The 18,116-nt window shown below is 51.0% G+C and carries 29 protein-coding genes and 1 pseudogene; 5 read left to right on the top strand and 25 right to left on the bottom strand.

Going from position 1 to position 18,116, the window contains the following annotated elements; all coding sequences use genetic code 11:
• Window positions 1–40: 40 nt before the first annotated feature.
• From B2R29_RS03910 to B2R29_RS03890, 5 genes are all read left to right on the top strand, one after another.
• Window positions 41–874, top strand: coding sequence for a TRAP transporter TatT component family protein (locus tag B2R29_RS03910; RefSeq protein ID WP_301179870.1), 834 nt, complete (start codon window positions 41–43; stop codon window positions 872–874).
• Window positions 875–881: 7 nt separating this feature from the next.
• Window positions 882–1,874 carry a TRAP transporter substrate-binding protein DctP gene (dctP, locus tag B2R29_RS03905; protein ID WP_301179869.1) on the top strand — a complete coding sequence of 331 codons (993 nt, stop codon included), beginning with the start codon at window positions 882–884 and terminating at the stop codon, window positions 1,872–1,874.
• Window positions 1,874–2,353 carry a TRAP transporter small permease gene (locus tag B2R29_RS03900; protein ID WP_301179868.1) on the top strand — a complete coding sequence of 160 codons (480 nt, stop codon included), beginning with the start codon at window positions 1,874–1,876 and terminating at the stop codon, window positions 2,351–2,353. Before dctP ends, B2R29_RS03900 begins: the two co-directional genes overlap by 1 nt.
• Entirely contained in the window at window positions 2,350–3,630 is a 1,281-nt protein-coding gene (locus tag B2R29_RS03895) for a TRAP transporter large permease (protein WP_301179867.1), read from the top strand. The genes B2R29_RS03900 and B2R29_RS03895 overlap by 4 nt, the downstream gene beginning before the upstream one ends.
• Window positions 3,631–3,810: 180 nt before the next feature.
• A complete protein-coding gene (locus tag B2R29_RS03890) occupies window positions 3,811–4,680 on the top strand; it encodes an alpha/beta hydrolase (RefSeq protein WP_301179866.1) in 870 nt (289 codons plus the stop codon).
• Window positions 4,681–4,753: 73 nt separating this feature from the next.
• Here B2R29_RS03890 and B2R29_RS03885 read toward each other — a convergent pair whose 3' ends face one another.
• The 25 genes and pseudogenes from B2R29_RS03885 to B2R29_RS03765 form a co-directional block, all read right to left on the bottom strand.
• Window positions 4,754–6,853 carry a TonB-dependent siderophore receptor gene (locus B2R29_RS03885; protein ID WP_301179865.1) on the bottom strand — a complete coding sequence of 700 codons (2,100 nt, stop codon included), beginning with the start codon at window positions 6,851–6,853 and terminating at the stop codon, window positions 4,754–4,756.
• 189 nt (window positions 6,854–7,042) lie between these two features.
• On the bottom strand, window positions 7,043–7,435 hold the full coding sequence (gene rplQ, locus B2R29_RS03880) for a 50S ribosomal protein L17 (RefSeq protein ID WP_068443309.1): 393 nt from the start codon (window positions 7,433–7,435) through the stop codon (window positions 7,043–7,045).
• Window positions 7,436–7,454: 19 nt separating this feature from the next.
• Window positions 7,455–8,456 carry a DNA-directed RNA polymerase subunit alpha gene (locus tag B2R29_RS03875; RefSeq protein WP_301179864.1) on the bottom strand — a complete coding sequence of 334 codons (1,002 nt, stop codon included), beginning with the start codon at window positions 8,454–8,456 and terminating at the stop codon, window positions 7,455–7,457.
• 22 nt (window positions 8,457–8,478) lie between these two features.
• Window positions 8,479–9,099, bottom strand: a complete 621-nt coding sequence (gene rpsD, locus B2R29_RS03870; RefSeq protein ID WP_068441860.1) for a 30S ribosomal protein S4 — start codon at window positions 9,097–9,099, stop codon at window positions 8,479–8,481.
• Window positions 9,100–9,111: 12 nt separating this feature from the next.
• Complete coding sequence (gene rpsK, locus B2R29_RS03865) at window positions 9,112–9,501, bottom strand: 30S ribosomal protein S11 (RefSeq protein WP_068443303.1); 390 nt, start codon at window positions 9,499–9,501, stop codon at window positions 9,112–9,114.
• Window positions 9,502–9,579: 78 nt separating this feature from the next.
• Window positions 9,580–9,936, bottom strand: coding sequence for a 30S ribosomal protein S13 (gene rpsM / locus B2R29_RS03860; protein WP_068440841.1), 357 nt, complete (start codon window positions 9,934–9,936; stop codon window positions 9,580–9,582).
• A gap of 123 nt (window positions 9,937–10,059) precedes the next feature.
• Window positions 10,060–10,173, bottom strand: a complete 114-nt coding sequence (gene rpmJ / locus B2R29_RS03855) for a 50S ribosomal protein L36 (protein ID WP_068440836.1) — start codon at window positions 10,171–10,173, stop codon at window positions 10,060–10,062.
• A gap of 27 nt (window positions 10,174–10,200) precedes the next feature.
• Window positions 10,201–11,529, bottom strand: coding sequence for a preprotein translocase subunit SecY (secY, locus tag B2R29_RS03850; protein ID WP_301179863.1), 1,329 nt, complete (start codon window positions 11,527–11,529; stop codon window positions 10,201–10,203).
• Window positions 11,529–11,963: a 50S ribosomal protein L15 gene (gene rplO / locus B2R29_RS03845; protein WP_301179862.1), complete on the bottom strand. Its 435-nt coding sequence runs from the start codon at window positions 11,961–11,963 to the stop codon at window positions 11,529–11,531. Before rplO ends, secY begins: the two co-directional genes overlap by 1 nt.
• A gap of 1 nt (window position 11,964) precedes the next feature.
• The gene (rpmD, locus tag B2R29_RS03840; protein WP_068443059.1) at window positions 11,965–12,150 is read right to left on the bottom strand and encodes a 50S ribosomal protein L30; all 186 of its coding nucleotides are present in this window, start codon (window positions 12,148–12,150) and stop codon (window positions 11,965–11,967) included.
• Between the two features lie 6 nt (window positions 12,151–12,156).
• The gene (gene rpsE, locus B2R29_RS03835) at window positions 12,157–12,669 is read right to left on the bottom strand and encodes a 30S ribosomal protein S5 (protein WP_068443062.1); all 513 of its coding nucleotides are present in this window, start codon (window positions 12,667–12,669) and stop codon (window positions 12,157–12,159) included.
• Window positions 12,670–12,679: 10 nt separating this feature from the next.
• Window positions 12,680–13,030, bottom strand: coding sequence for a 50S ribosomal protein L18 (gene rplR, locus B2R29_RS03830; protein ID WP_068443064.1), 351 nt, complete (start codon window positions 13,028–13,030; stop codon window positions 12,680–12,682).
• Between the two features lie 10 nt (window positions 13,031–13,040).
• Window positions 13,041–13,574, bottom strand: coding sequence for a 50S ribosomal protein L6 (rplF, locus tag B2R29_RS03825; protein WP_076517286.1), 534 nt, complete (start codon window positions 13,572–13,574; stop codon window positions 13,041–13,043).
• An 11-nt stretch (window positions 13,575–13,585) separates the two neighbouring features.
• Complete coding sequence (gene rpsH, locus B2R29_RS03820; RefSeq protein ID WP_068443069.1) at window positions 13,586–13,978, bottom strand: 30S ribosomal protein S8; 393 nt, start codon at window positions 13,976–13,978, stop codon at window positions 13,586–13,588.
• 168 nt (window positions 13,979–14,146) lie between these two features.
• Complete coding sequence (gene rpsN / locus B2R29_RS03815; protein ID WP_068443297.1) at window positions 14,147–14,452, bottom strand: 30S ribosomal protein S14; 306 nt, start codon at window positions 14,450–14,452, stop codon at window positions 14,147–14,149.
• Window positions 14,453–14,462: 10 nt separating this feature from the next.
• The gene (gene rplE, locus B2R29_RS03810) at window positions 14,463–15,002 is read right to left on the bottom strand and encodes a 50S ribosomal protein L5 (RefSeq protein ID WP_301179861.1); all 540 of its coding nucleotides are present in this window, start codon (window positions 15,000–15,002) and stop codon (window positions 14,463–14,465) included.
• 17 nt (window positions 15,003–15,019) lie between these two features.
• Window positions 15,020–15,334, bottom strand: a complete 315-nt coding sequence (rplX, locus tag B2R29_RS03805) for a 50S ribosomal protein L24 (RefSeq protein ID WP_301179860.1) — start codon at window positions 15,332–15,334, stop codon at window positions 15,020–15,022.
• Between the two features lie 11 nt (window positions 15,335–15,345).
• Window positions 15,346–15,714: a 50S ribosomal protein L14 gene (rplN, locus tag B2R29_RS03800; protein ID WP_301179859.1), complete on the bottom strand. Its 369-nt coding sequence runs from the start codon at window positions 15,712–15,714 to the stop codon at window positions 15,346–15,348.
• A gap of 31 nt (window positions 15,715–15,745) precedes the next feature.
• The gene (gene rpsQ / locus B2R29_RS03795; protein WP_068443283.1) at window positions 15,746–16,012 is read right to left on the bottom strand and encodes a 30S ribosomal protein S17; all 267 of its coding nucleotides are present in this window, start codon (window positions 16,010–16,012) and stop codon (window positions 15,746–15,748) included.
• Between the two features lie 2 nt (window positions 16,013–16,014).
• Complete coding sequence (rpmC, locus tag B2R29_RS03790) at window positions 16,015–16,206, bottom strand: 50S ribosomal protein L29 (protein ID WP_068443280.1); 192 nt, start codon at window positions 16,204–16,206, stop codon at window positions 16,015–16,017.
• A complete protein-coding gene (rplP, locus tag B2R29_RS03785) occupies window positions 16,206–16,619 on the bottom strand; it encodes a 50S ribosomal protein L16 (protein ID WP_068443279.1) in 414 nt (137 codons plus the stop codon). The genes rpmC and rplP overlap by 1 nt, the downstream gene beginning before the upstream one ends.
• Before the next feature lie 12 nt (window positions 16,620–16,631).
• The gene (gene rpsC, locus B2R29_RS03780) at window positions 16,632–17,318 is read right to left on the bottom strand and encodes a 30S ribosomal protein S3 (protein WP_301179858.1); all 687 of its coding nucleotides are present in this window, start codon (window positions 17,316–17,318) and stop codon (window positions 16,632–16,634) included.
• Window positions 17,319–17,330: 12 nt separating this feature from the next.
• Entirely contained in the window at window positions 17,331–17,663 is a 333-nt protein-coding gene (gene rplV, locus B2R29_RS03775; RefSeq protein ID WP_076517284.1) for a 50S ribosomal protein L22, read from the bottom strand.
• Between the two features lie 13 nt (window positions 17,664–17,676).
• Window positions 17,677–17,952 carry a 30S ribosomal protein S19 gene (gene rpsS, locus B2R29_RS03770; protein WP_068443276.1) on the bottom strand — a complete coding sequence of 92 codons (276 nt, stop codon included), beginning with the start codon at window positions 17,950–17,952 and terminating at the stop codon, window positions 17,677–17,679.
• Between the two features lie 17 nt (window positions 17,953–17,969).
• Window positions 17,970–18,116, bottom strand: a pseudogene (locus B2R29_RS03765) (50S ribosomal protein L2); the annotation flags it as partial.

The following is an 18,116-nucleotide window of genomic DNA, read 5'->3' as shown; positions in this document are numbered from 1 at the left end:
CAGTGTACAATCGCCACACACTTTTTTTGGCGACGGCACAATGAAATCGATTACCGTTCTGGCATTTTCTCTTCTGCTGGGGGCTTGCTCTGTCACCCAGTTGCCTGACAACCTGTCTCGAGCGATGCTCAATCAGGACGACCCTGAAGTCGTTGCCGATGGCGCACCAGCGTATCTGCTGATGCTGGATGCCTTGATTCTTACTTACCCTGAAAACGAACGTTTCCTGCTGGCCGGAGCGCAACTATACGGTGCCTATGCTGGCGTCTTCGCGCAGGATGAAGCTCAGGCACAGTCGATGGCAGACAAGGCGCTGGAGTATGCCAGGCGCGCTCTTTGTGAGTACGACACCGATGCCTGCGACCTCGTGGATGGGCCAGCCGATGAGCTGAAAAAAGGCCTGGCCTTAAATTACGATGAAGACGACGTCGATATTTTCTACGCATACGGTGCCGCTTGGGCGGGCTGGATACAGGCGAATACCAGCGACTGGAATGCGATTGCTCAGGTCAGCAAAGTGAAAAACCTGATGGAGTGGGTCGAAGGATATGACGAAGGCTACGACAACGCCACGGTACAGGTATACCTGGGCGTACTGACCACTCAGCTACCACCGTCCGTCGGTGGTAAGCCTGAAATTGGTAAGGCCCATTTCGAAAAAGCCATCGCTCTGAGTGACGGTAAGCACCTGATGGCGAAGGTACTTTATGCCAAGCAATACGCCCGCCTCATGTTTGAACAGGAACTCCATGATGAACTGCTCCAGCAGGTCATTGATGCAGACCCTTATGCCGAAGGGCTGACTTTGATTAACCGCCTGGCCCAACGTCAGGCCGACCGTTTACTAGCAGAATCCGCTGACTACTTTGAGTGAGATACCTATGAGAATTTTTGCATTCCTCCTGCTGCTCGGCAGCATGCTGGCACCTTCAGTACACGCCGCGACACTGAAGATAGCGACACTGGCCCCGGATGGCACAAGCTGGATGAAAGTAATGCGTCAGGCCGCTGCCGATATCAAAGCCGAGACTGAAGGCCGGGTGAAAATCAAATACTTCCCCGGTGGTGTTCAGGGCAGTGACAAAAGCGTTCTGCGTAAAATGCGCATTGGCCAGCTTCAGGGCGGTGCCATCGCTACAGGCTCGCTGATTAATATTTCACCGGCTTCGCAGCTGTATAACCTGCCGTTTACCTTTCGCACACTGGAAGAAGTCCGCGCTATCCGCGAAGAGTTTGACCCATATATCGTCAGCGAGCTGGCGAAAGAGGGCTACGTTGTTCTTGGCATCTCTGAAGCCGGTTTCGCTTACATGATGTCTGACGAGCCTATCCGTACCTCGGACGATGCGCGCAAACAAAAAGTCTGGGTGCCAGAAGGTGATCTGATCGGTGAAACGACGTTTGAAAATGGCGGTGTTGAGCCAATTTCTCTGCCTCTCTCTGACGTTTACACCAGCCTTCAGACGGGCCTGATCGACACCATCGTGGTGAATGCCTCCTCAGCTATCGCACTCCAGTGGCACACCAAAGTAAATTACGTTACTGATTTCCCACTGCTGTTTCTGACCGGCACCATCATTGTCGACCAGAAGGCATTCCGTAAAATCAGTACCGAAGATCAGGCTGTCGTTAAGCGCATTATGGCCGAAGCCTTTGCCTCTATGGACGCTCAGAACGAAACAGACGAAGCCGGTGCCCGTGATGCACTGGCCCAGAATGGCGTCGAATTTGTTGAGCTGTCTGAAGAAGATAAGCAGGCCTGGGAAGAACTGGCGACCGGTGTTGTTGATGAACTGGCAAGCAAAGAAATTTACCCGGTTGAAGTCTTTAAACGTTTACAGCAACGCCTTGAAGAGATGCGTCAGGAGCCTTAATGAAACGATTGGTTCAGTGGCTGCACCGTCTTGAAGACAGCGTGCTGGTCTTACTTCTGCTGGCGATGATTCTTCTCGCCGGCTACGACATTCTGGCCCGCTCAATTTTTGGCGGCGGCGTGTCATGGATTCCGCCACTGCTGCGCGTCATGGTCTTATGGATCGGATTGCTCGGTGCGTTACTGGCAACCCGCTCACGTGAACATATCAGTATTGACCTGATATCCAGACTGGGTGGTCCGACACTGAACCGTATCGCTTCTACCATCACTCTGTTGTTTGCCGCCGTTGTCTGCGGCCTGGTTGGCTGGTTCTCAGGCCAGTATGTACAGCTCGCTTTTGAATATCAGGATATCGCCTTTGCTGACATTCCGGCGTGGCCGCTGCAGCTCATTATTCCATTCACGTTTGGCTTGATGGGCCTGCGCTTTTTCATCCAGGGCATTGCCGCCGCCACCGGTAAGGAACAGACAGCATGAGTATTCTCGTTACGGCGCTCCTGCTGCTACTGGCACTGGCCGGCGCGCCTTTGTTTGCTGTGATCGCCGCCTCAGCTATGTGGGGCTTCTTCCAGACGGACGTCGATCTTCAGGTTATGGCCGTGGAGATTTACCGGGTCGCTGAAATGCCGGTTCTGATCGCCATTCCGCTTTTCACCTTTGCAGGCTACCTGATGGGTGAAAGCAAGGCGCCACAGCGTCTGGTACGCATTACCGATGCCTTCCTGGGCTGGATGCCTGGTGGCCTGGCCATTGTTGCTCTGGCTGCCTGCGCACTCTTTACTGCCTTCACCGGAGCCTCGGGTGTGACCATTGTGGCCTTGGGTGCGCTGTTAGTCCCGGCGCTGCAAAAAGCCGGCTATCGTGAAAACTTCAATCTCGGCCTGGTGACCACGTCAGGTTCTCTGGGTCTGCTGTTTGCGCCATCGCTGCCGCTAATTCTGTACGGTGTCATCGCTCAACAAATGTCACTGGAAACCCCGGTCAGTATTGATGACCTGTTTCTTGCCGGCATTTTACCGGGGCTGCTGATGCTCACCGCGCTGTCCCTTTATAGCGCCTGGCAATCGCGTCACCTACCGAAATCAGACCAGACGTTTGATCGTGCTGAAGCATGGGCTGCGATCAAAGACAGCGCTTGGGAAATCCCCCTCCCGTTCGTCGTTCTTGGTGGTATCTACGGCGGTTTCTTTGCCGTCTCAGAGGCAGCCGCAATCACTGCATTCTATGTACTGATCGTGACTGTAGTGATTCGCCGGGAAATTACCTTTACGCAGCTTCCTGTTGTCATGCGCGACTCAATGAAACTGGTGGGAGCCATCCTGCTGATTCTGGCAGTATCGCTGGCATCGACCAACTACATGATTGATGCAGGCGTACCTGAGAAAGTCTTTGATACGATTCAGGCGCATGTCACAGACGGATTTACCTTCCTGTTACTGCTGACAATATTCCTGCTGATTCTCGGCATGATGCTGGATATTTTCTCTGCCATCGTGATCATGATTCCGATTATTCTGCCAATTGCGGTACAGTACGGAATTCATCCGGTTCATCTGGGTATCCTGTTTCTCGCGAATATGCAGCTTGGATACTTTACTCCACCAGTCGGGATGAACCTGTTTATTGCAAGTTTCCGTTTTAACAAGCCAGTCATGACCTTATATCGTGCGACCTTGCCGTTCTTCTTTATTCTTCTGGCAACCGTTCTGATCATTACTTACTGGCCGGGATTAAGTCTGCTTCTTGTGGAGTAACGACATTTCATGATGAATGCCTGACCCTTCTTTACCGCGCCTTGCCCCTGTTTACCGAGGCCGGGCGTAAAGTAGAAGTCATTGGCATCTGCCATGTTCATGATCGCCACTTCATAGCGGCACCCAATTTAAGCGGGCCCCTGTTTCAGGGTTGCCCGCTCTTTTTTTGAGGTACATAACATGTCGATGATGCAGTCTGTTATGCGTCGGCTGGTCACCCTGACCGTCAAATCGCAGCTGAACCCCAGGGTTCCAGTCACCACTCAACGTAAGCGCCTCGATCTTCTGCGCTTCACACCCATGCCTGGCGGAATAAAAGAGTCTCATACCGAGCTTGCTGCTATCCCAACACGTCGCCTGACACCGACCCCCTGCTACGGTGCCATCCTGTATTTGCATGGAGGCGCGTATTGCACCGGCTCCCCCGACAGCCATCGTGAAATGGTCGGGCGCATTGCCCGTACGACAGAGCGAGAAGCGTTTATCCTGGATTACCGCCTGGCACCAGAAGCTCCCTACCCGGCAGCACTTGATGATGCCTTGGCGGCGTATACAGACCTCCTGTCGCGTCATCAGGACATCGTCATCATGGGAGATTCTGCCGGCGGAGGGCTCGCGATGGCATTGGCCGAAGCCATCAGTAAAACTGACTATGCTCAGCCCAATGCGATGGTGCTGATGTCGCCATGGTGCGACCTGACCTGCAGCGGACCTACCATCGAAAGCAATCGCCGTATCGACCCTATGCTGCATCCTTCATGGCTGACATCGTCGGCGGAGATGTACGCCGCCGATATTCCCAAGAGCACGCCCGGACTGTCACCATTATTCGGTGATATGAGCGGTTACCCGCGCACGCTTATTCAGGTCGGTTCGGATGAGATCCTGCTCTCTGATTCAACACGTGCAGAAACGGCAATGAAAGAAGCCGGTGTCGACGTCACTCTTCAGATTTCTGAAGGTATGTGGCATGTATTCCAATTCCACGCTGCTTTCCTGAAGTCATCTAAGAAAGCAGTTTATAGAATTGGTGAATTTCTTCGGCAATAACGCAAGACCGTGAAATAAAAATGCTGCACTGAATTGACTCCAGTGCAGCATCCGCGGATCAATATTTAATTAATCAGAACGAATAATTAAAGGTCAGATTCGCATTGCGCGGAGCACCATAGATAGCACCTGACTGAATACCGGTGACGTATTTTTCATTCAGAATGTTATCTACGTTAAGTTTCAGTTTCGCCTGCTCGTTAATCGCATAGGCTGCGAAAGTGTCCACAACCATATAGGCATCCTGCCTGTTTGCATTTTCTTTGTACGCATCAGACTTCCATGTCGCCTTTGCGCCTAATCGCACCGCCGGTGCAAACGGTAATACTGAATCATAACGCGCTTTCCATACAGTACGAGGAATCCAGGTCGAGGTGTTATCGCCGTTGTCATCGGTCACGCGCAGGCGTGTAACACCAACGGCGAGATTAGAATCCTCTGTCACTTCACCGGAGATTTCGGCTTCAAAGCCCTTTGAGTTAACGTCCGCAGGCACGTAGTAGGTCGTTGTGTCCTCACGCTGACCGCCAACGATGGCTACTCCTTGCTGCTCAGCCTTGAAGACGGCAAAGGTTGCTAACACGCGGTCGTTAAAGAACTCAGCCTTAGCACCCGCCTCATAGTTGACGCCTTTCATCGGATCAAGATAGTCACCGTTGATATCACCACTGTCCTGGTTCTGATAAATATCTGAGTAAGACACATAAGTAGTAAGATCATCAGTGACGTCCCAGGTCAGACCGGCATAAGGGCTGGTTTCCTCAAGATCAGGATAATAAGTACTTTCCGTCGTCGACCCATAGATCGAGCTGCCTTCACGTTTTAGCTTAATCACGTTAACGCCAGCAATAAGGTTGAGAGTGTCGGAAAGACCAAACCGTGAGGAGGCATAGAAGCGACTCAGTGACTTCTCGCCATCGCCACGCTTTTCTTTAGCGCCGAATACGGGCTCCGGATAATCATCGCCGTCGTATTCATCAAACGCGGGATAGGGAAGGAAACCACCCGATTGCACAGGCCGGTTATACGTTGTGTTCTCGTCTTCAATCTGGCTGGCGCCAACAAGAACGCTGTGGTAATTGCCAAAGGCTTCGAACTCACCAGAAAGATTCACATCAAACACGAGAGACGACTTTTCTGTATAACCCGCATAAGGCCAACCCACTAACCCTGTATTGTCGTCATTCAGGCCCCCACCCAGGGTGTAAGCATAAAGAAGGCGACTCTGACCATCGTAGCTATTTGCATGGACGCTGGCCTTGGCTTCCCAGCCCGAGCCCAAACTATGAAGATACTCAACGAATGTATTTCGGCTTTTGGAATTCCAATACGTCCAGTCAGCCGACGGAGAAGAGGAAACGTCAAAATCGGCATAACCGCCGTTAGCGTAATTAAGGGTTAATGAGCCCCACATTGGTGAGTCCTGCTCACTGTTCTGGAAGCTCGATCCAAAGGTCAGAATACCGTTTTCGCCTATCTGGCCATCGACGACCCAATACAGTGAAGTGCGGCGGGTTTCCAGGTCGCGGATGTGCGAGTTCTTATTTTCCTGAACGGCGACAACACGTCCGGCCCAGCGACCATCGCTGGTAAGTACCTTGTTACCGTCGACCCCCAGTCGGACCTGGTTATAAGAACCAAGCGTAAATAGAATTTCCGCTTCGTCCTCGTTAGTCGGACGCTTACGTACATAGTTGATTGTGCCGGATGAATTACCGACGCCTGTTAACAGACCGTTTGCCCCTCTGACCAGTTCAATACGCTCGAAAAGGAAGGTGTCCTGTTGACCAAGAACAGTACCGTAGTCGTTGCTGGTACCAAGACCATCAACCTGCGTCAGCTGGATCTCAAAGCCTCTGGCATTGTAGGAAGTCCGGTTAGTCTCGTACTCCTGTACATCAATGCCATTCATCATTTTAAGCGCATCATTCGTCCCAGAAGCGTCGTAGAGACCCATCGCCTCATCATCGAGAATGGTAATGGACTGCGGCGTATCTTTTAGCGACAGTGGCAAACCGATCGCTCCCTTAGATACGCGATCATCGCGCACAGCGGTAATGGAAACCGCATCGAGCTCTACCGATTTAGTGGATGTGCTGTCTTCAGCCACCACGAGTGGCGAAAGTGTCGTCGCCAGGATGGCGGCGGCAAGTGGAGTGCGAATACTAAACATAACGACTGCCTTCAGTGAGAAGTAAAAACTCAGGCGCAATATGTCTGCACCGAGAGAACGGCAGTGATTCTAACGACAGCGCGAATAAACGTAAAGGCGAATCGTTCGCGTTATTATTTTATTTGGTAAATATTTTAACCCATAAAAAAACCCGCACTAGGCGGGTTTCTTCAAACTGAATACTTCAGCTTAGTCTTCTGTGACTACGTCTTCTGCTTCAACAACAGGACGGTCAACCAGTTCAACGAATGCCATAGGCGCGTTGTCACCGGCACGGAAGCCACATTTCATAATGCGAATGTAGCCGCCAGGACGGTTCTGGTAACGAGGACCAAGATCAGTAAACAGCTTACCTACTGCTTCTTTGCTGCGAGTGCGAGCAAAGGCCAGACGGCGGTTAGCAACTGAATCAACCTTTGCCAGGGTGATCAGTGGCTCAGCTACACGACGCAGCTCTTTCGCCTTTGGCACAGTAGTCTTGATGATTTCATGCTCGAACAGGCTCACAGCCATGTTTTTAAACATAGCCTGACGGTGTGAACTTGTGCGATTGAAGTGGCGACCACTTTTACGATGACGCATGGTTTTATTCCTTCACTACTTACGCAAGAACTTTGTCGTCGTTGCGGAGGCTGGCAGGTGGCCAGTTCTCGAGGTGCATACCCAACGACAGTCCGCGTGATGCGAGAACGTCTTTGATTTCAGTCAAAGACTTCTTACCCAAGTTAGGTGTCTTCAGCAGCTCAACTTCAGTGCGCTGGATCAGATCACCAATGTAGTAGATGTTTTCAGCCTTCAGACAGTTAGCCGAGCGAACGGTCAACTCCAGATCGTCCACAGGACGCAGGAGAATCGGATCAATCTCTTCTTCTTCGCGAACCTGTTCAACGACTTCGTCGTTTTCAAGGTTAACAAAGATAGCCAACTGCTGCTGCAGGATGGTCGCGGAACGACGGATTGCTTCTTCCGGATCGATGGTGCCATCAGACTCCAGATCGATGATCAACTTATCCAAGTCAGTACGCTGTTCCACACGAGCGCTTTCGACGCTGTAAGAAACACGTTTAACCGGGCTATAAGTTGCATCGAGCTGCAATTTGCCAATCGCCTTGGTCTCTTCATCGCTTTGGTTGCGAGCTTCTACAGTCTCGTAACCACGGCCAGAATCGATCCGCAGGGTCATTTTCAGTTCAGCGCCTTCACCCAGGTGAGCGATGACGTGATCCGGGTTGGCAATTTCAACACCATGATCCAGTTGAATATCAGCAGCTGTCACTGTACCCGGACCAACTTTGGTCAGAGTCAGGTTCGCGTCGTCACGTTCATGCAATTTGACCGCTACACCTTTGAGGTTCAGCAGGATTTCAATTACATCTTCCTGAACGCCGTCGATAGCGCTGTACTCATGGAGTACACCTTCGATTTCACATTCGGTGATTGCTGCGCCTGGCATAGACGACAGCAGGATACGACGTAACGCGTTACCCAGAGTATGACCAAAACCACGCTCCAGCGGCTCAAGTGTTACCTTGGCATGGGTACCGGATACTTCGTCCACCTGGATGTTACGAGGTGTCAAAAATTCATTAACTGCACGCTGCATAGCTGCCCCTTAAGTTCCTCTATTACTTAGAGTAAAGTTCCACGATGAGGTTTTCGTTGATCTCTGCTGGGAGATCAGCGCGCTCAGGAACTGCTTTAAAAGTTCCTTCCATCTTGCCGGCATTCACATCAATCCAACCGCAGTCAGCACGCTGACCAGCCAGATCGAGTGCAGTCTTGATGCGATCCTGAGACTTTGACTTCTCACGGACAGCTACCACATCACCGCCTTTAACCTGGAAGGAAGGAATGTTAACGGACTGACCATTAACAGTGATTGCTTTGTGAGACACCAGCTGACGTGCTTCAGCGCGGGTAGAACCAAAGCCCATACGATAAACAACGTTATCCAGGCGTGATTCCAGCAGCTGCAGCAGGTTTTCACCGGTTGCACCTTTACGACGAGCAGCTTCTTTGTAGTAGCTACGGAACTGCTTCTCGAGGATGCCATACAGACGACGGACTTTCTGCTTCTCACGAAGCTGCAGACCGTAGTCAGAAAGACGACCACGACCAGCGCCATGAACGCCAGGCTTGGTTTCTAACTTACATTTTGTGTCCAGAGCACGGACGCCACTTTTCAGGAACAGGTCAGTTCCTTCACGACGCGCGAGCTTACACTTAGGACCAATATAACGTGCCATTATTGAGCCTCCTTATACGCGACGTTTCTTAGGTGGACGACAGCCGTTATGTGGGATCGGAGTAACATCAGTGATGTTAGTGATCTTGTATCCACATGCATTCAGGGCACGAACAGCTGATTCACGACCTGGACCAGGGCCTTTGACCTCTACATCCAGATTCTTCAGGCCGTACTCTTTAGCGGCTTCTCCAGCACGTTCTGCTGCAACCTGTGCGGCAAACGGCGTGCTCTTACGTGAACCACGGAAACCAGAGCCACCTGCGGTTGCCCATGAAAGAGCGTTACCCTGGCGGTCGGTGATGGTCACGATAGTATTGTTAAAAGAGGCGTGGATGTGCGCGATGCCATCGACGACCGTCTTTTTAACTTTTTTCTTCGTTGATCTTTGTGGCTTAGCCATTTTTAAATCCTGCTTTTAATATCAACACTGCAACAAGTCGAATGCAGCTACACTAAAAGAGCAGATCCGAGTAATAAATTACTTACGGATCGGCTTGCGCGGACCCTTACGGGTACGTGCATTAGTTTTAGTACGCTGACCACGAAGTGGCAGACTGCGACGGTGGCGGATACCACGGAAACAACCCATGTCCATCAGACGCTTGATGTTCATCTGAGTCTCGCGACGCAGATCACCTTCAACTGTGAACTTACCTACTTCGTTACGAACAACATCGAGCTGATCTTCGCTCAGGTCACCAATTTTGGTGTCTTCAGCGATGCCAGTAGAGGCGCAGATCTGCTTCGCAGTCGTCTTACCAATGCCATAGACATAGGTCAGAGAAATAACTGCATGCTTGTTGTCAGGAATGTTGACACCGGCAATACGGGCCATGTCTAACTCCGTTACACTTACTTAATGAAAGGGCGGCGAATACTACAGGTCGCCTGCTTAAAAAGCAAGCGACCTGTTTTCAGCCACCCGGCCTTGTCAGGATTGACCTGACTCGTCAGGGGTTTAGCCCTGACGCTGTTTGTGCTTAGGATCTGTACAGATCACTCGCACACTGCCGTTACGGCGAATGATTTTGCATTCACGGCAGATTTTCTTTACAGATGCACGTACTTTCATGACGTTCTCCTGTATACGGTACGCGCCTTATCGGCGAGTACCATATTGATGTAAATTAGACTTCTTCATCAGTGATTCATACTGATGCGACATCAGGTGCGATTGAACCTGAGCCATGAAATCCATCACGACGACGACCACAATCAGCAGCGATGTGCCACCGAAGTAGAAGGGTACGTCAGCACCAATAACCAGCAGCTGAGGCAACAGACATACAGCGGTAATGTAGAGAGAGCCAAACAGTGTCAGGCGACCCAATACAGTGTCGATGTAGTTTGCGGTCTGCACACCTGGGCGGATACCCGGGATAAACGCACCAGACTTCTTCAGGTTTTCAGCCACTTCACGCGGATTGAACATCAACGCAGTGTAGAAGTAGCAGAAGAAGATGATGCCTGCAGAAAACAGCAACAGGTAAAGCGGCTTATCAGGCGCCAGCAGCATGCTGAAGTCCTGAAGGTATTCAGCCATCACACCTTCACCCTGGCCGAACCATTGCCCCAGAGAGGCAGGGAACAACAACAGAGAAGACGCGAAGATCGCTGGGATAACGCCCGCCATGTTCAGCTTCAGTGGTAGGTGGCTGGTTTGAGCAGCGAACACCTGACGACCTTGCTGACGCTTGGCATAGTTGATCGTAATCCGACGTTGGCCGCGTTCAACGAACACGACAAACGCGATAACGGCAACCGCCAGGAGAGCGATACCAAGCAGCAGAACGATGTTTACCTCACCCGTACGGGCAGATTCAAACGCCTGCGCCAACGCTGATGGCAAACCAGCCACAATACCTGCAAAAATAAGAATAGAAATACCGTTACCGATGCCTCGCTCGGTTACCTGTTCGCCCAGCCACATCATGAATACCGCGCCCGCCACGAATGATGGGATAGCTGCGATATAAAAATCAGGACCAGTCGAGAAAGTAACACCCTGGCTTGCCAGACCTGCGGATACACCGAAGGCCTGGAGTGTTGCCAGAAGCACAGTCCCGTAACGGGTGTATTGGGTAATCTTACGACGCCCCGCCTCACCTTCTTTCTTAAGCTGCTCAAGCTGTGGGCTCACCGCGGTAAGCAACTGCATGATAATCGACGCAGAGATGTAGGGCATGATACCCAACGCAAGAATACTCATACGTTCCAGTGCACCACCAGAGAACATATTGAACATTTCCAGGATCGTGCCCTGGTTCTGATCAAACAATCTCTCGAGTGCTTCTGGGTTCATCCCAGGTACCGGAATATGGGTACCAATGCGATATACAATAATTGCCAGAATCACAAAACGGATGCGAGCCCAAAGCTCGCCCATTCCGTTCTGCATCCCTGCCGGGAGTGAGCCTTGCTTAGCCATTAGTCTTCGACCTTACCACCCGCTGCTTCAATAGCAGCTTTAGCGCCTTTAGTAACTTTCAGACCTTTAACAGTCACAGCTTTGCTGAGTTCGCCAGACAGAATTACGCGAGCTTCTTTAATCTTCTCGCCAATTACGTCAGCAGCTTTCAGAGCTGCCAGGTCAACAGTCTCGCCTTCTACCAGTGTCAGTTCGTTGAGACGGATCTCAGCAACGTACTGTGCTTTACGTGAAGCAAAGCCAAACTTTGGCAGACGACGGTGAATAGGCATCTGACCGCCTTCGAAGCCTGGAGCTACTTTACCGCCAGAACGTGATTTCTGACCTTTGTGACCACGGCCGCCGGTCTTACCCAGACCAGAACCGATACCACGACCAACACGCTTAGCAGTAGGCTTAGAACCAGGAGCCGGGCTCAATTCGTTGAGACGCATATTACTCCCCTTCTACCTTAACCATGTATTGAACTTGATTGATCATGCCACGCACAGAAGGAGTATCTTCCAGCTCAACAGTGTGACCAATACGACGCAGGCCCAGACCTTTCATGGTCTCGCGGTGCTTTGGCAACTTGCCAATAGTACTGCGGGTCTGGGTAACTTTTACGGTTTTCTTAGCCATGTCAGATTACCCCAGAATGTCTTCAACTGACTTGCCACGCTTAGCTGCAACCTGCTCAGGTGATTTCATCTGCGCCAGACCGTTAAAGGTCGCGCGAACTACGTTCACCGGATTAGTTGAGCCATAGCACTTGGCCAGTACGTTTTTAACACCAACCATTTCCAGAACGGCACGCATCGCACCACCGGCGATAATACCGGTACCTTCAGATGCAGGCTGCATGAAGATGCGCGAACCTGAGTGCACGGCCTTAACCGGGTACTGCAGAGTCGAACCGTCCAGCTGGACGTCGATCATGTTGCGCTTAGCCTGTTCCATTGCTTTCTGGATTGCAGTTGGTACTTCGCGGGATTTACCACGACCAAAGCCAACGCGACCGTTGCCATCGCCTACCACAGTCAGAGCTGTGAATGCGAAGATACGACCACCTTTAACTACTTTGGCTACGCGGTTCACCTGAACCAGCTTTTCCTGCAGTTCGCTTTCGTTACGTTCGTTGTTACGTTCGTTATTCGCCATGATCTACCCCTTAGAATTCCAGGCCGCTTTCACGAGCCGCGTCAGCCAGAGCTTTAACACGACCATGGTATTTGAAACCGGAACGATCGAACGCTACTTTGGTCACGCCAGCTGCTTTCGCACGCTCTGCGATCAGTTGACCTACTTTGGTAGCTGCAGAAACATTACCAGTGATTTCGCTACGCAGATCAGCTTCTACAGTAGAAGCAGTTGCCAGTACGGTTGCGCCGTTAGCAGCAATGACCTGAGCGTAGATGTGTCTTGGTGTGCGGTGTACGCACAGACGTACCGCGCCTTTGTCACGGATGTTAGTCCGTGTTTTCGCGGCACGGCGCAGACGAGCTTTTTTCTTCTCATTCATGGCCTAGCCCTTACTTTTTCTTGGCTTCTTTACGACGCACATTTTCATCAGCATAACGAACACCCTTACCTTTATAAGGCTCTGGTGGACGATAGCCACGGATCTCAGCAGCAACCTGACCAACCTGCTGTTTGTCGATACCTTTGATAACGACTTCAGTCTGGCTTGGGGTTTCGGCAGTTACGCCTTCAGGCAGTGCATAATCAACAGGGTGAGAGAAACCCAGAGACAGATTCAGAGTATTACCGGCTGCTTTCGCACGGTAACCAACACCCTGAAGAATCAGTTTCTTCTCAAAACCAACGCTGACACCAGTAACCATGTTGTTAACCAGTGACCGGAAAGTACCGGCAAGAGCGTTAGCCTGTTTGTCGGCAGACTTAGGCGCGAACTTCAGTTCGTTCTCTTCCTGGCTGATCGCCACAGAAGCGTGAACGTCGAGTTCAAGCTGACCCTGTTTGCCTTTAATAGTGATCTTGTCGTCAGCCAGCTTGACTTCAACGCCAGCTGGGATTGCGACAGGAGCTTTTGCTACGCGAGACATCGATAAACTCCTTAGAATACAGTCGCGATGACTTCGCCGCCAACACCCGCAGCACGGGCAGCGCGGTCAGTCATTACGCCTTTAGAAGTTGAAACGATGGCAACGCCCAGACCAGCCTCAACTTTAGGCAGCTCGGTAGTACCACGGTACTGACGCAGACCAGGACGGCTAACGCGCTGGATGCGCTCAATAACCGGCTTGCCTTCGTAGTATTTCAGGTCGATAGTCATAGTAGGCTTAACCTCACTATCGACAGAGAAGCCAGCAATGTAGCCTTCAGATTCGAGAACCTGAGCTACAGACTTCTTAATCTTTGAAGACGGCATGCTTACATTCGTATGACCAGCTTGCTGGGCATTACGAATGCGGGTGAACATATCCGCCAACGTATCTTGCATACTCATTTGTATTTTCCTCGGTTGTACAGCGCCCCTCTCCCCATGCTCGCCTGGATAAAATCCTGAGACGACAATACTCCGCCAATCCGAGCTGCTAAGCAGAACAAGGATTTGGCAGAGTAAAGAGAAGCACACCTGAAATCAGGCGCGCATTCTACACGAGTTGGGAATTGCTTACCAACTAGCTTTTTTCAGACCTGGCACGTTACCTTTCATGCCTTCTTCACGCAGTTTAATGCGTGACAGCTTGAACTTGCGGTAAACGCCGTGCGGACGGCCTGTCATCTGACAACGACGCTGCAGACGGCTTGGTGACGAATCACGTGGCAGCTGCTGCAGAGCCTGTTGTGCGTTCCAGCGATCTTCATCAGAAGACGCTGGGTTTTTGATGATGGCTTTCAGTTCTTCGCGCTTGGCAGCGAACTTGGCAACCAGTTTTTCACGCTTCAGCTCGCGCTGCTTCATGCTAATTTTGGCCATGATTCACTCCTCAGTTGCGGAACGGGAACTGCAGCGCTTTCAGCAAAGCGCGGCCTTCATCGTTTGTTTTAGCCGTAGTGGTGATGGTGACATCCATACCGCGAACCTTGTCTACTTTATCGTATTCAATTTCCGGGAAGATGATCTGTTCCTTCACACCCATGCTGTAGTTACCACGTCCGTCGAATGACTTAGGGTTAATACCACGGAAGTCACGCACACGTGGCAGAGAGATATCTACCAGGCGATCCATGAATTCCCACATACGATCACGACGCAGGGTAACTTTACAGCCGATCGGCCAGCCTTCACGGACTTTAAAGCCCGCGACTGATTTACGTGCCTTAGTAACAACAACTTTCTGACCAGCAATCAGTTCCATATCGGCAACCGCGCTGTCCATCAGCTTTTTGTCACCCAGTGCTTCACCAACACCCATATTCAGGGTGATTTTAGAAACACGTGGCACTTCCATCGGGTTTTTGTAACCAAACTCTTCAGTCAGCTTGGCTACTACTTCATTCTTGTACAGGTCTTTTAAACGTGACATAGCAGTATCCAGTCCTATCAGGCGTCAACTTGATCGCCAGTAGATTTGAAGATACGTACCTTGCTTTCACCGTCAACCTTGAAGCCAACACGGTCAGCTTTCTCGGTTTTCGGGTTCCAGATGGCAACGTTAGAAACCTGAATGCTGGCTTCTTTTTCAACGATGCCGCCTGGCTGCTGCAGGTACGGGTTTGGTTTCTGGTGTTTTTTCACCATGTTAATACCAGAGACAATCAGACGACCGTCGGCCAGTACTTTCTGTACCTTGCCGCGCTTGCCTTTGTCTTTACCAGCAATAACAACTACTTCGTCATTTCTGCGAATTTTCAACATTTCACTGCTCCTTAAAGCACTTCAGGCGCAAGGGAAATGATCTTCATGAACTGCTCAGAACGCAGTTCACGAGTCACAGGACCGAAGATACGCGTTCCAACTGGTGCGTTAGACGCATTCAGCAGTACGGCAGAGTTGGTGTCGAAACGGATGATTGATCCGTCAGGACGACGTACACCTTTACGGGTACGAACAACAACTGCGTTCATTACCTGGCCTTTTTTAACTTTACCGCGTGGAATTGCTTCCTTCACGGATACCTTGATCAGGTCACCGATGCCGGCATAACGACGATGAGAGCCGCCCAGTACTTTAATGCACTGAACACGCTTCGCGCCGCTGTTGTCGGCAACGTCAAGCATGGTTTGTGTCTGGATCATGCCTATCGCTCCTAACTACGTGCGCCCGGTATTAAACCTTGGCGGCGCGCTCGTCGATTGATACCAGCGCCCAAGTCTTATTTTTAGACATAGGACGCGACTCTTTTACTGTAACGGTGTCGCCAATCTGACACTCGTTATTGGCATCGTGTGCCATTACTTTCGTGGAGCGCTTAACGAACTTTTTATAGATCGGGTGCTTCACGAAGCGTTCAACCAGCACAGTCACGGACTTGTCCATCTTGTTGCTGACAACGCGGCCGCTCAGTGTGCGGGCAGTTTTTGTGTTCTCAGTCATGGTCATTCACCTGCCTTACTGGCCAACACGGTTTTTACACGGGCAATATCACGACGAGTTTCGCGCAACAGGTGGGTCTGACCCAGCTGGTTGGTCGCTTTGCTCATGCGCAGTTTGAATTGCTCGCCCAACAGTTCTTCAAGCTGAGATTGCAGCTCAGCTACTGACTTTTCTTTCAGTTCACTTGCTTTCATCACAGCACCGTCCGTTTAACAAACTGTGTTTCAAATGGCAGTTTGGCGGCAGCCAGAGCGAAGGCTTCACGTGCGAGTTCTTCCGACACACCTTCCATCTCATACAGGACTTTACCTGGCTGAATCTGGCAAACCCAGTATTCAACGTTACCCTTACCTTTACCCTGACGAACCTCAAGAGGCTTCGCAGTGATCGGCTTGTCCGGGAAAACGCGGATCCAGATTTTACCACCACGTTTAATTTTACGAGTCATCGCACGACGCGCTGCCTCGATCTGACGTGAAGTCATACGACCACGGCCAGTAGCTTTCAGTGCGTACTCACCAAAGCTAACCTTGGAGCCACGAATGGCAAGACCACGGTTACGGCCGGTCTGGACTTTACGGAACTTGGTACGTTTTGGTAACAACATTACTCAATCCCCTTATGAACGGCCTTTCTTCTTACCCTGGTTCTTAGCGCGCTCACGAACTTCTTCGATACCGCCCAGAATCTCACCTTTGAAGATCCAGACTTTCACGCCAATAACACCGTAAGTAGTGTGTGCTTCGTAAGTCGCGTAATCGATATCTGCACGCAATGTGTGCAGTGGAACACGACCTTCGCGATACCACTCAGAACGAGCGATTTCCGCACCACCCAGACGACCACCCACCTGGATCTTGATACCTTGCGCACCGCCACGCATTGCATTCTGTACCGCGCGCTTCATAGCACGACGGAACATCACACGACGCTCAAGCTGGTTTGCAACGCTCTGTGCTACCAGTTTGGCATCCAGATCCGGTTTACGAACTTCTTCAATGTTGATGTGTACCGGGATACCCATCAATTCACTGACATCTCTACGCAGAACTTCTACGTCTTCACCTTTTTTACCAATCACGATGCCTGGACGGGCAGTGTGGATGGTAACTTTGGCGTTTTGCGCTGGACGCTCAATAACGACCTTGCTCACTGATGCTTTTTCAAGACGCTTTTCGATCAAAGAACGAACAGCGATGTCAGCCAGCAGGTTGTCGGCGTACTTATCCTTACCGGCATACCAGACCGAATTATGGTCTTTAGTGATACCTAAACGGATACCGGTTGGATGAACTTTTTGACCCATCTGACCAACTCCTTATTCTGAAACTTTCACAGTGATGTGACAGGTACGTTTGAAGATACGGTCCGCACGGCCTTTAGCACGTGGACGGATACGCTTCATAGTCATACCTTCATCAACGAATGCGGTGGAAACACGCAGCTCATCGACGTCAGCACCGTTATTGTGCTCAGCATTGGCGATGGCAGACTCCAGCACTTTCTTAACCAGGTCCGCACCCTTAGTGGTGCTGAAGCTCAGGATATCGAGTGCTTCGGCAACCTTTTTACCGCGGATGCTGTCAACAACCAGGCGACCTTTCTGTGCAGACAATCGAGCACCACGTAATACAGCGGCTACTTCAGACATATCTATTCACCCCTTAACGTTTGGCTTTCTTATCCGCAATGTGACCCTTGTAGGTACGGGTCAACGCGAATTCGCCGAGTTTATGACCAACCATGTCTTCAGTTACGAAAACAGGCACGTGTTGTTTGCCGTTATGGACGGCGATCGTCAGTCCTACGAAATCCGGGAAGATCGTAGAACGGCGAGACCATGTCTTGATCGGACGCTTGTCGTTAGCCTCAAGAGCGGTCTCTACCTTTTTCATCAAGTGGTGGTCGATAAATGGACCTTTTTTCAATGAACGTGGCACAGTTCAATCCTCTCTATTTATTTCGCAGAACGACGGCGTACGATCAGTTTGTCGGTACGCTTATTCTTACGAGTCTTGTAACCCTTAGTCGGAACACCCCAAGGAGTAACCGGATGACGACCACCAGAGGTACGACCCTCACCACCACCGTGTGGGTGATCGAC

Origin of the sequence: Thalassolituus sp. UBA3500 (assembly GCF_002377545.1) — a bacterium.
Classification (GTDB): Bacteria; Pseudomonadota; Gammaproteobacteria; order Pseudomonadales; family Oceanobacteraceae; genus Thalassolituus.
This window is presented reverse-complemented; position numbering and strand designations above follow the sequence as displayed.

Excerpts from the sequence above, each read along its gene's own strand:
- rplQ (WP_068443309.1), bottom strand. The coding sequence starts at position 7,435 with ATGCGTCATCGTAAAAGTGGTCGCCACTTCAATCGCACAAGTTCACAC.
- rplX (WP_301179860.1), bottom strand. The coding sequence starts at position 15,334 with ATGTTGAAAATTCGCAGAAATGACGAAGTAGTTGTTATTGCTGGTAAA.
- rpsC (WP_301179858.1), bottom strand. The coding sequence starts at position 17,318 with ATGGGTCAAAAAGTTCATCCAACCGGTATCCGTTTAGGTATCACTAAA.
- rpmC (WP_068443280.1), bottom strand. The coding sequence starts at position 16,206 with ATGAAAGCAAGTGAACTGAAAGAAAAGTCAGTAGCTGAGCTGCAATCT.
- rplO (WP_301179862.1), bottom strand. The coding sequence starts at position 11,963 with ATGCGTCTCAACGAATTGAGCCCGGCTCCTGGTTCTAAGCCTACTGCT.
- rpmD (WP_068443059.1), bottom strand. The coding sequence starts at position 12,150 with ATGGCTAAGAAAACCGTAAAAGTTACCCAGACCCGCAGTACTATTGGC.
- B2R29_RS03910 (WP_301179870.1), top strand. The coding sequence starts at position 41 with ATGAAATCGATTACCGTTCTGGCATTTTCTCTTCTGCTGGGGGCTTGC.
- rpsM (WP_068440841.1), bottom strand. The coding sequence starts at position 9,936 with ATGGCCCGTATTGCCGGTGTCAACATTCCTGACAACAAGCATGCAGTT.
- rplF (WP_076517286.1), bottom strand. The coding sequence starts at position 13,574 with ATGTCTCGCGTAGCAAAAGCTCCTGTCGCAATCCCAGCTGGCGTTGAA.
- rpmJ (WP_068440836.1), bottom strand. The coding sequence starts at position 10,173 with ATGAAAGTACGTGCATCTGTAAAGAAAATCTGCCGTGAATGCAAAATC.
- rpsK (WP_068443303.1), bottom strand. The coding sequence starts at position 9,501 with ATGGCTAAGCCACAAAGATCAACGAAGAAAAAAGTTAAAAAGACGGTC.
- B2R29_RS03875 (WP_301179864.1), bottom strand. The coding sequence starts at position 8,456 with ATGCAGCGTGCAGTTAATGAATTTTTGACACCTCGTAACATCCAGGTG.
- rpsH (WP_068443069.1), bottom strand. The coding sequence starts at position 13,978 with ATGAGTATGCAAGATACGTTGGCGGATATGTTCACCCGCATTCGTAAT.
- rplP (WP_068443279.1), bottom strand. The coding sequence starts at position 16,619 with ATGTTGTTACCAAAACGTACCAAGTTCCGTAAAGTCCAGACCGGCCGT.
- secY (WP_301179863.1), bottom strand. The coding sequence starts at position 11,529 with ATGGCTAAGCAAGGCTCACTCCCGGCAGGGATGCAGAACGGAATGGGC.
- rplE (WP_301179861.1), bottom strand. The coding sequence starts at position 15,002 with ATGTCACGTTTAAAAGACCTGTACAAGAATGAAGTAGTAGCCAAGCTG.
- rpsD (WP_068441860.1), bottom strand. The coding sequence starts at position 9,099 with ATGGCACGTTATATTGGTCCTAAGTGTAAGCTCGCGCGTCGTGAAGGA.
- rplR (WP_068443064.1), bottom strand. The coding sequence starts at position 13,030 with ATGAATGAGAAGAAAAAAGCTCGTCTGCGCCGTGCCGCGAAAACACGG.
- rpsN (WP_068443297.1), bottom strand. The coding sequence starts at position 14,452 with ATGGCCAAAATTAGCATGAAGCAGCGCGAGCTGAAGCGTGAAAAACTG.
- B2R29_RS03885 (WP_301179865.1), bottom strand. The coding sequence starts at position 6,853 with ATGTTTAGTATTCGCACTCCACTTGCCGCCGCCATCCTGGCGACGACA.
- rpsE (WP_068443062.1), bottom strand. The coding sequence starts at position 12,669 with ATGGCGAATAACGAACGTAACAACGAACGTAACGAAAGCGAACTGCAG.
- rplV (WP_076517284.1), bottom strand. The coding sequence starts at position 17,663 with ATGTCTGAAGTAGCCGCTGTATTACGTGGTGCTCGATTGTCTGCACAG.
- rplN (WP_301179859.1), bottom strand. The coding sequence starts at position 15,714 with ATGATCCAGACACAAACCATGCTTGACGTTGCCGACAACAGCGGCGCG.
- B2R29_RS03900 (WP_301179868.1), top strand. The coding sequence starts at position 1,874 with ATGAAACGATTGGTTCAGTGGCTGCACCGTCTTGAAGACAGCGTGCTG.
- dctP (WP_301179869.1), top strand. The coding sequence starts at position 882 with ATGAGAATTTTTGCATTCCTCCTGCTGCTCGGCAGCATGCTGGCACCT.
- B2R29_RS03890 (WP_301179866.1), top strand. The coding sequence starts at position 3,811 with ATGTCGATGATGCAGTCTGTTATGCGTCGGCTGGTCACCCTGACCGTC.
- rpsQ (WP_068443283.1), bottom strand. The coding sequence starts at position 16,012 with ATGACTGAGAACACAAAAACTGCCCGCACACTGAGCGGCCGCGTTGTC.
- B2R29_RS03895 (WP_301179867.1), top strand. The coding sequence starts at position 2,350 with ATGAGTATTCTCGTTACGGCGCTCCTGCTGCTACTGGCACTGGCCGGC.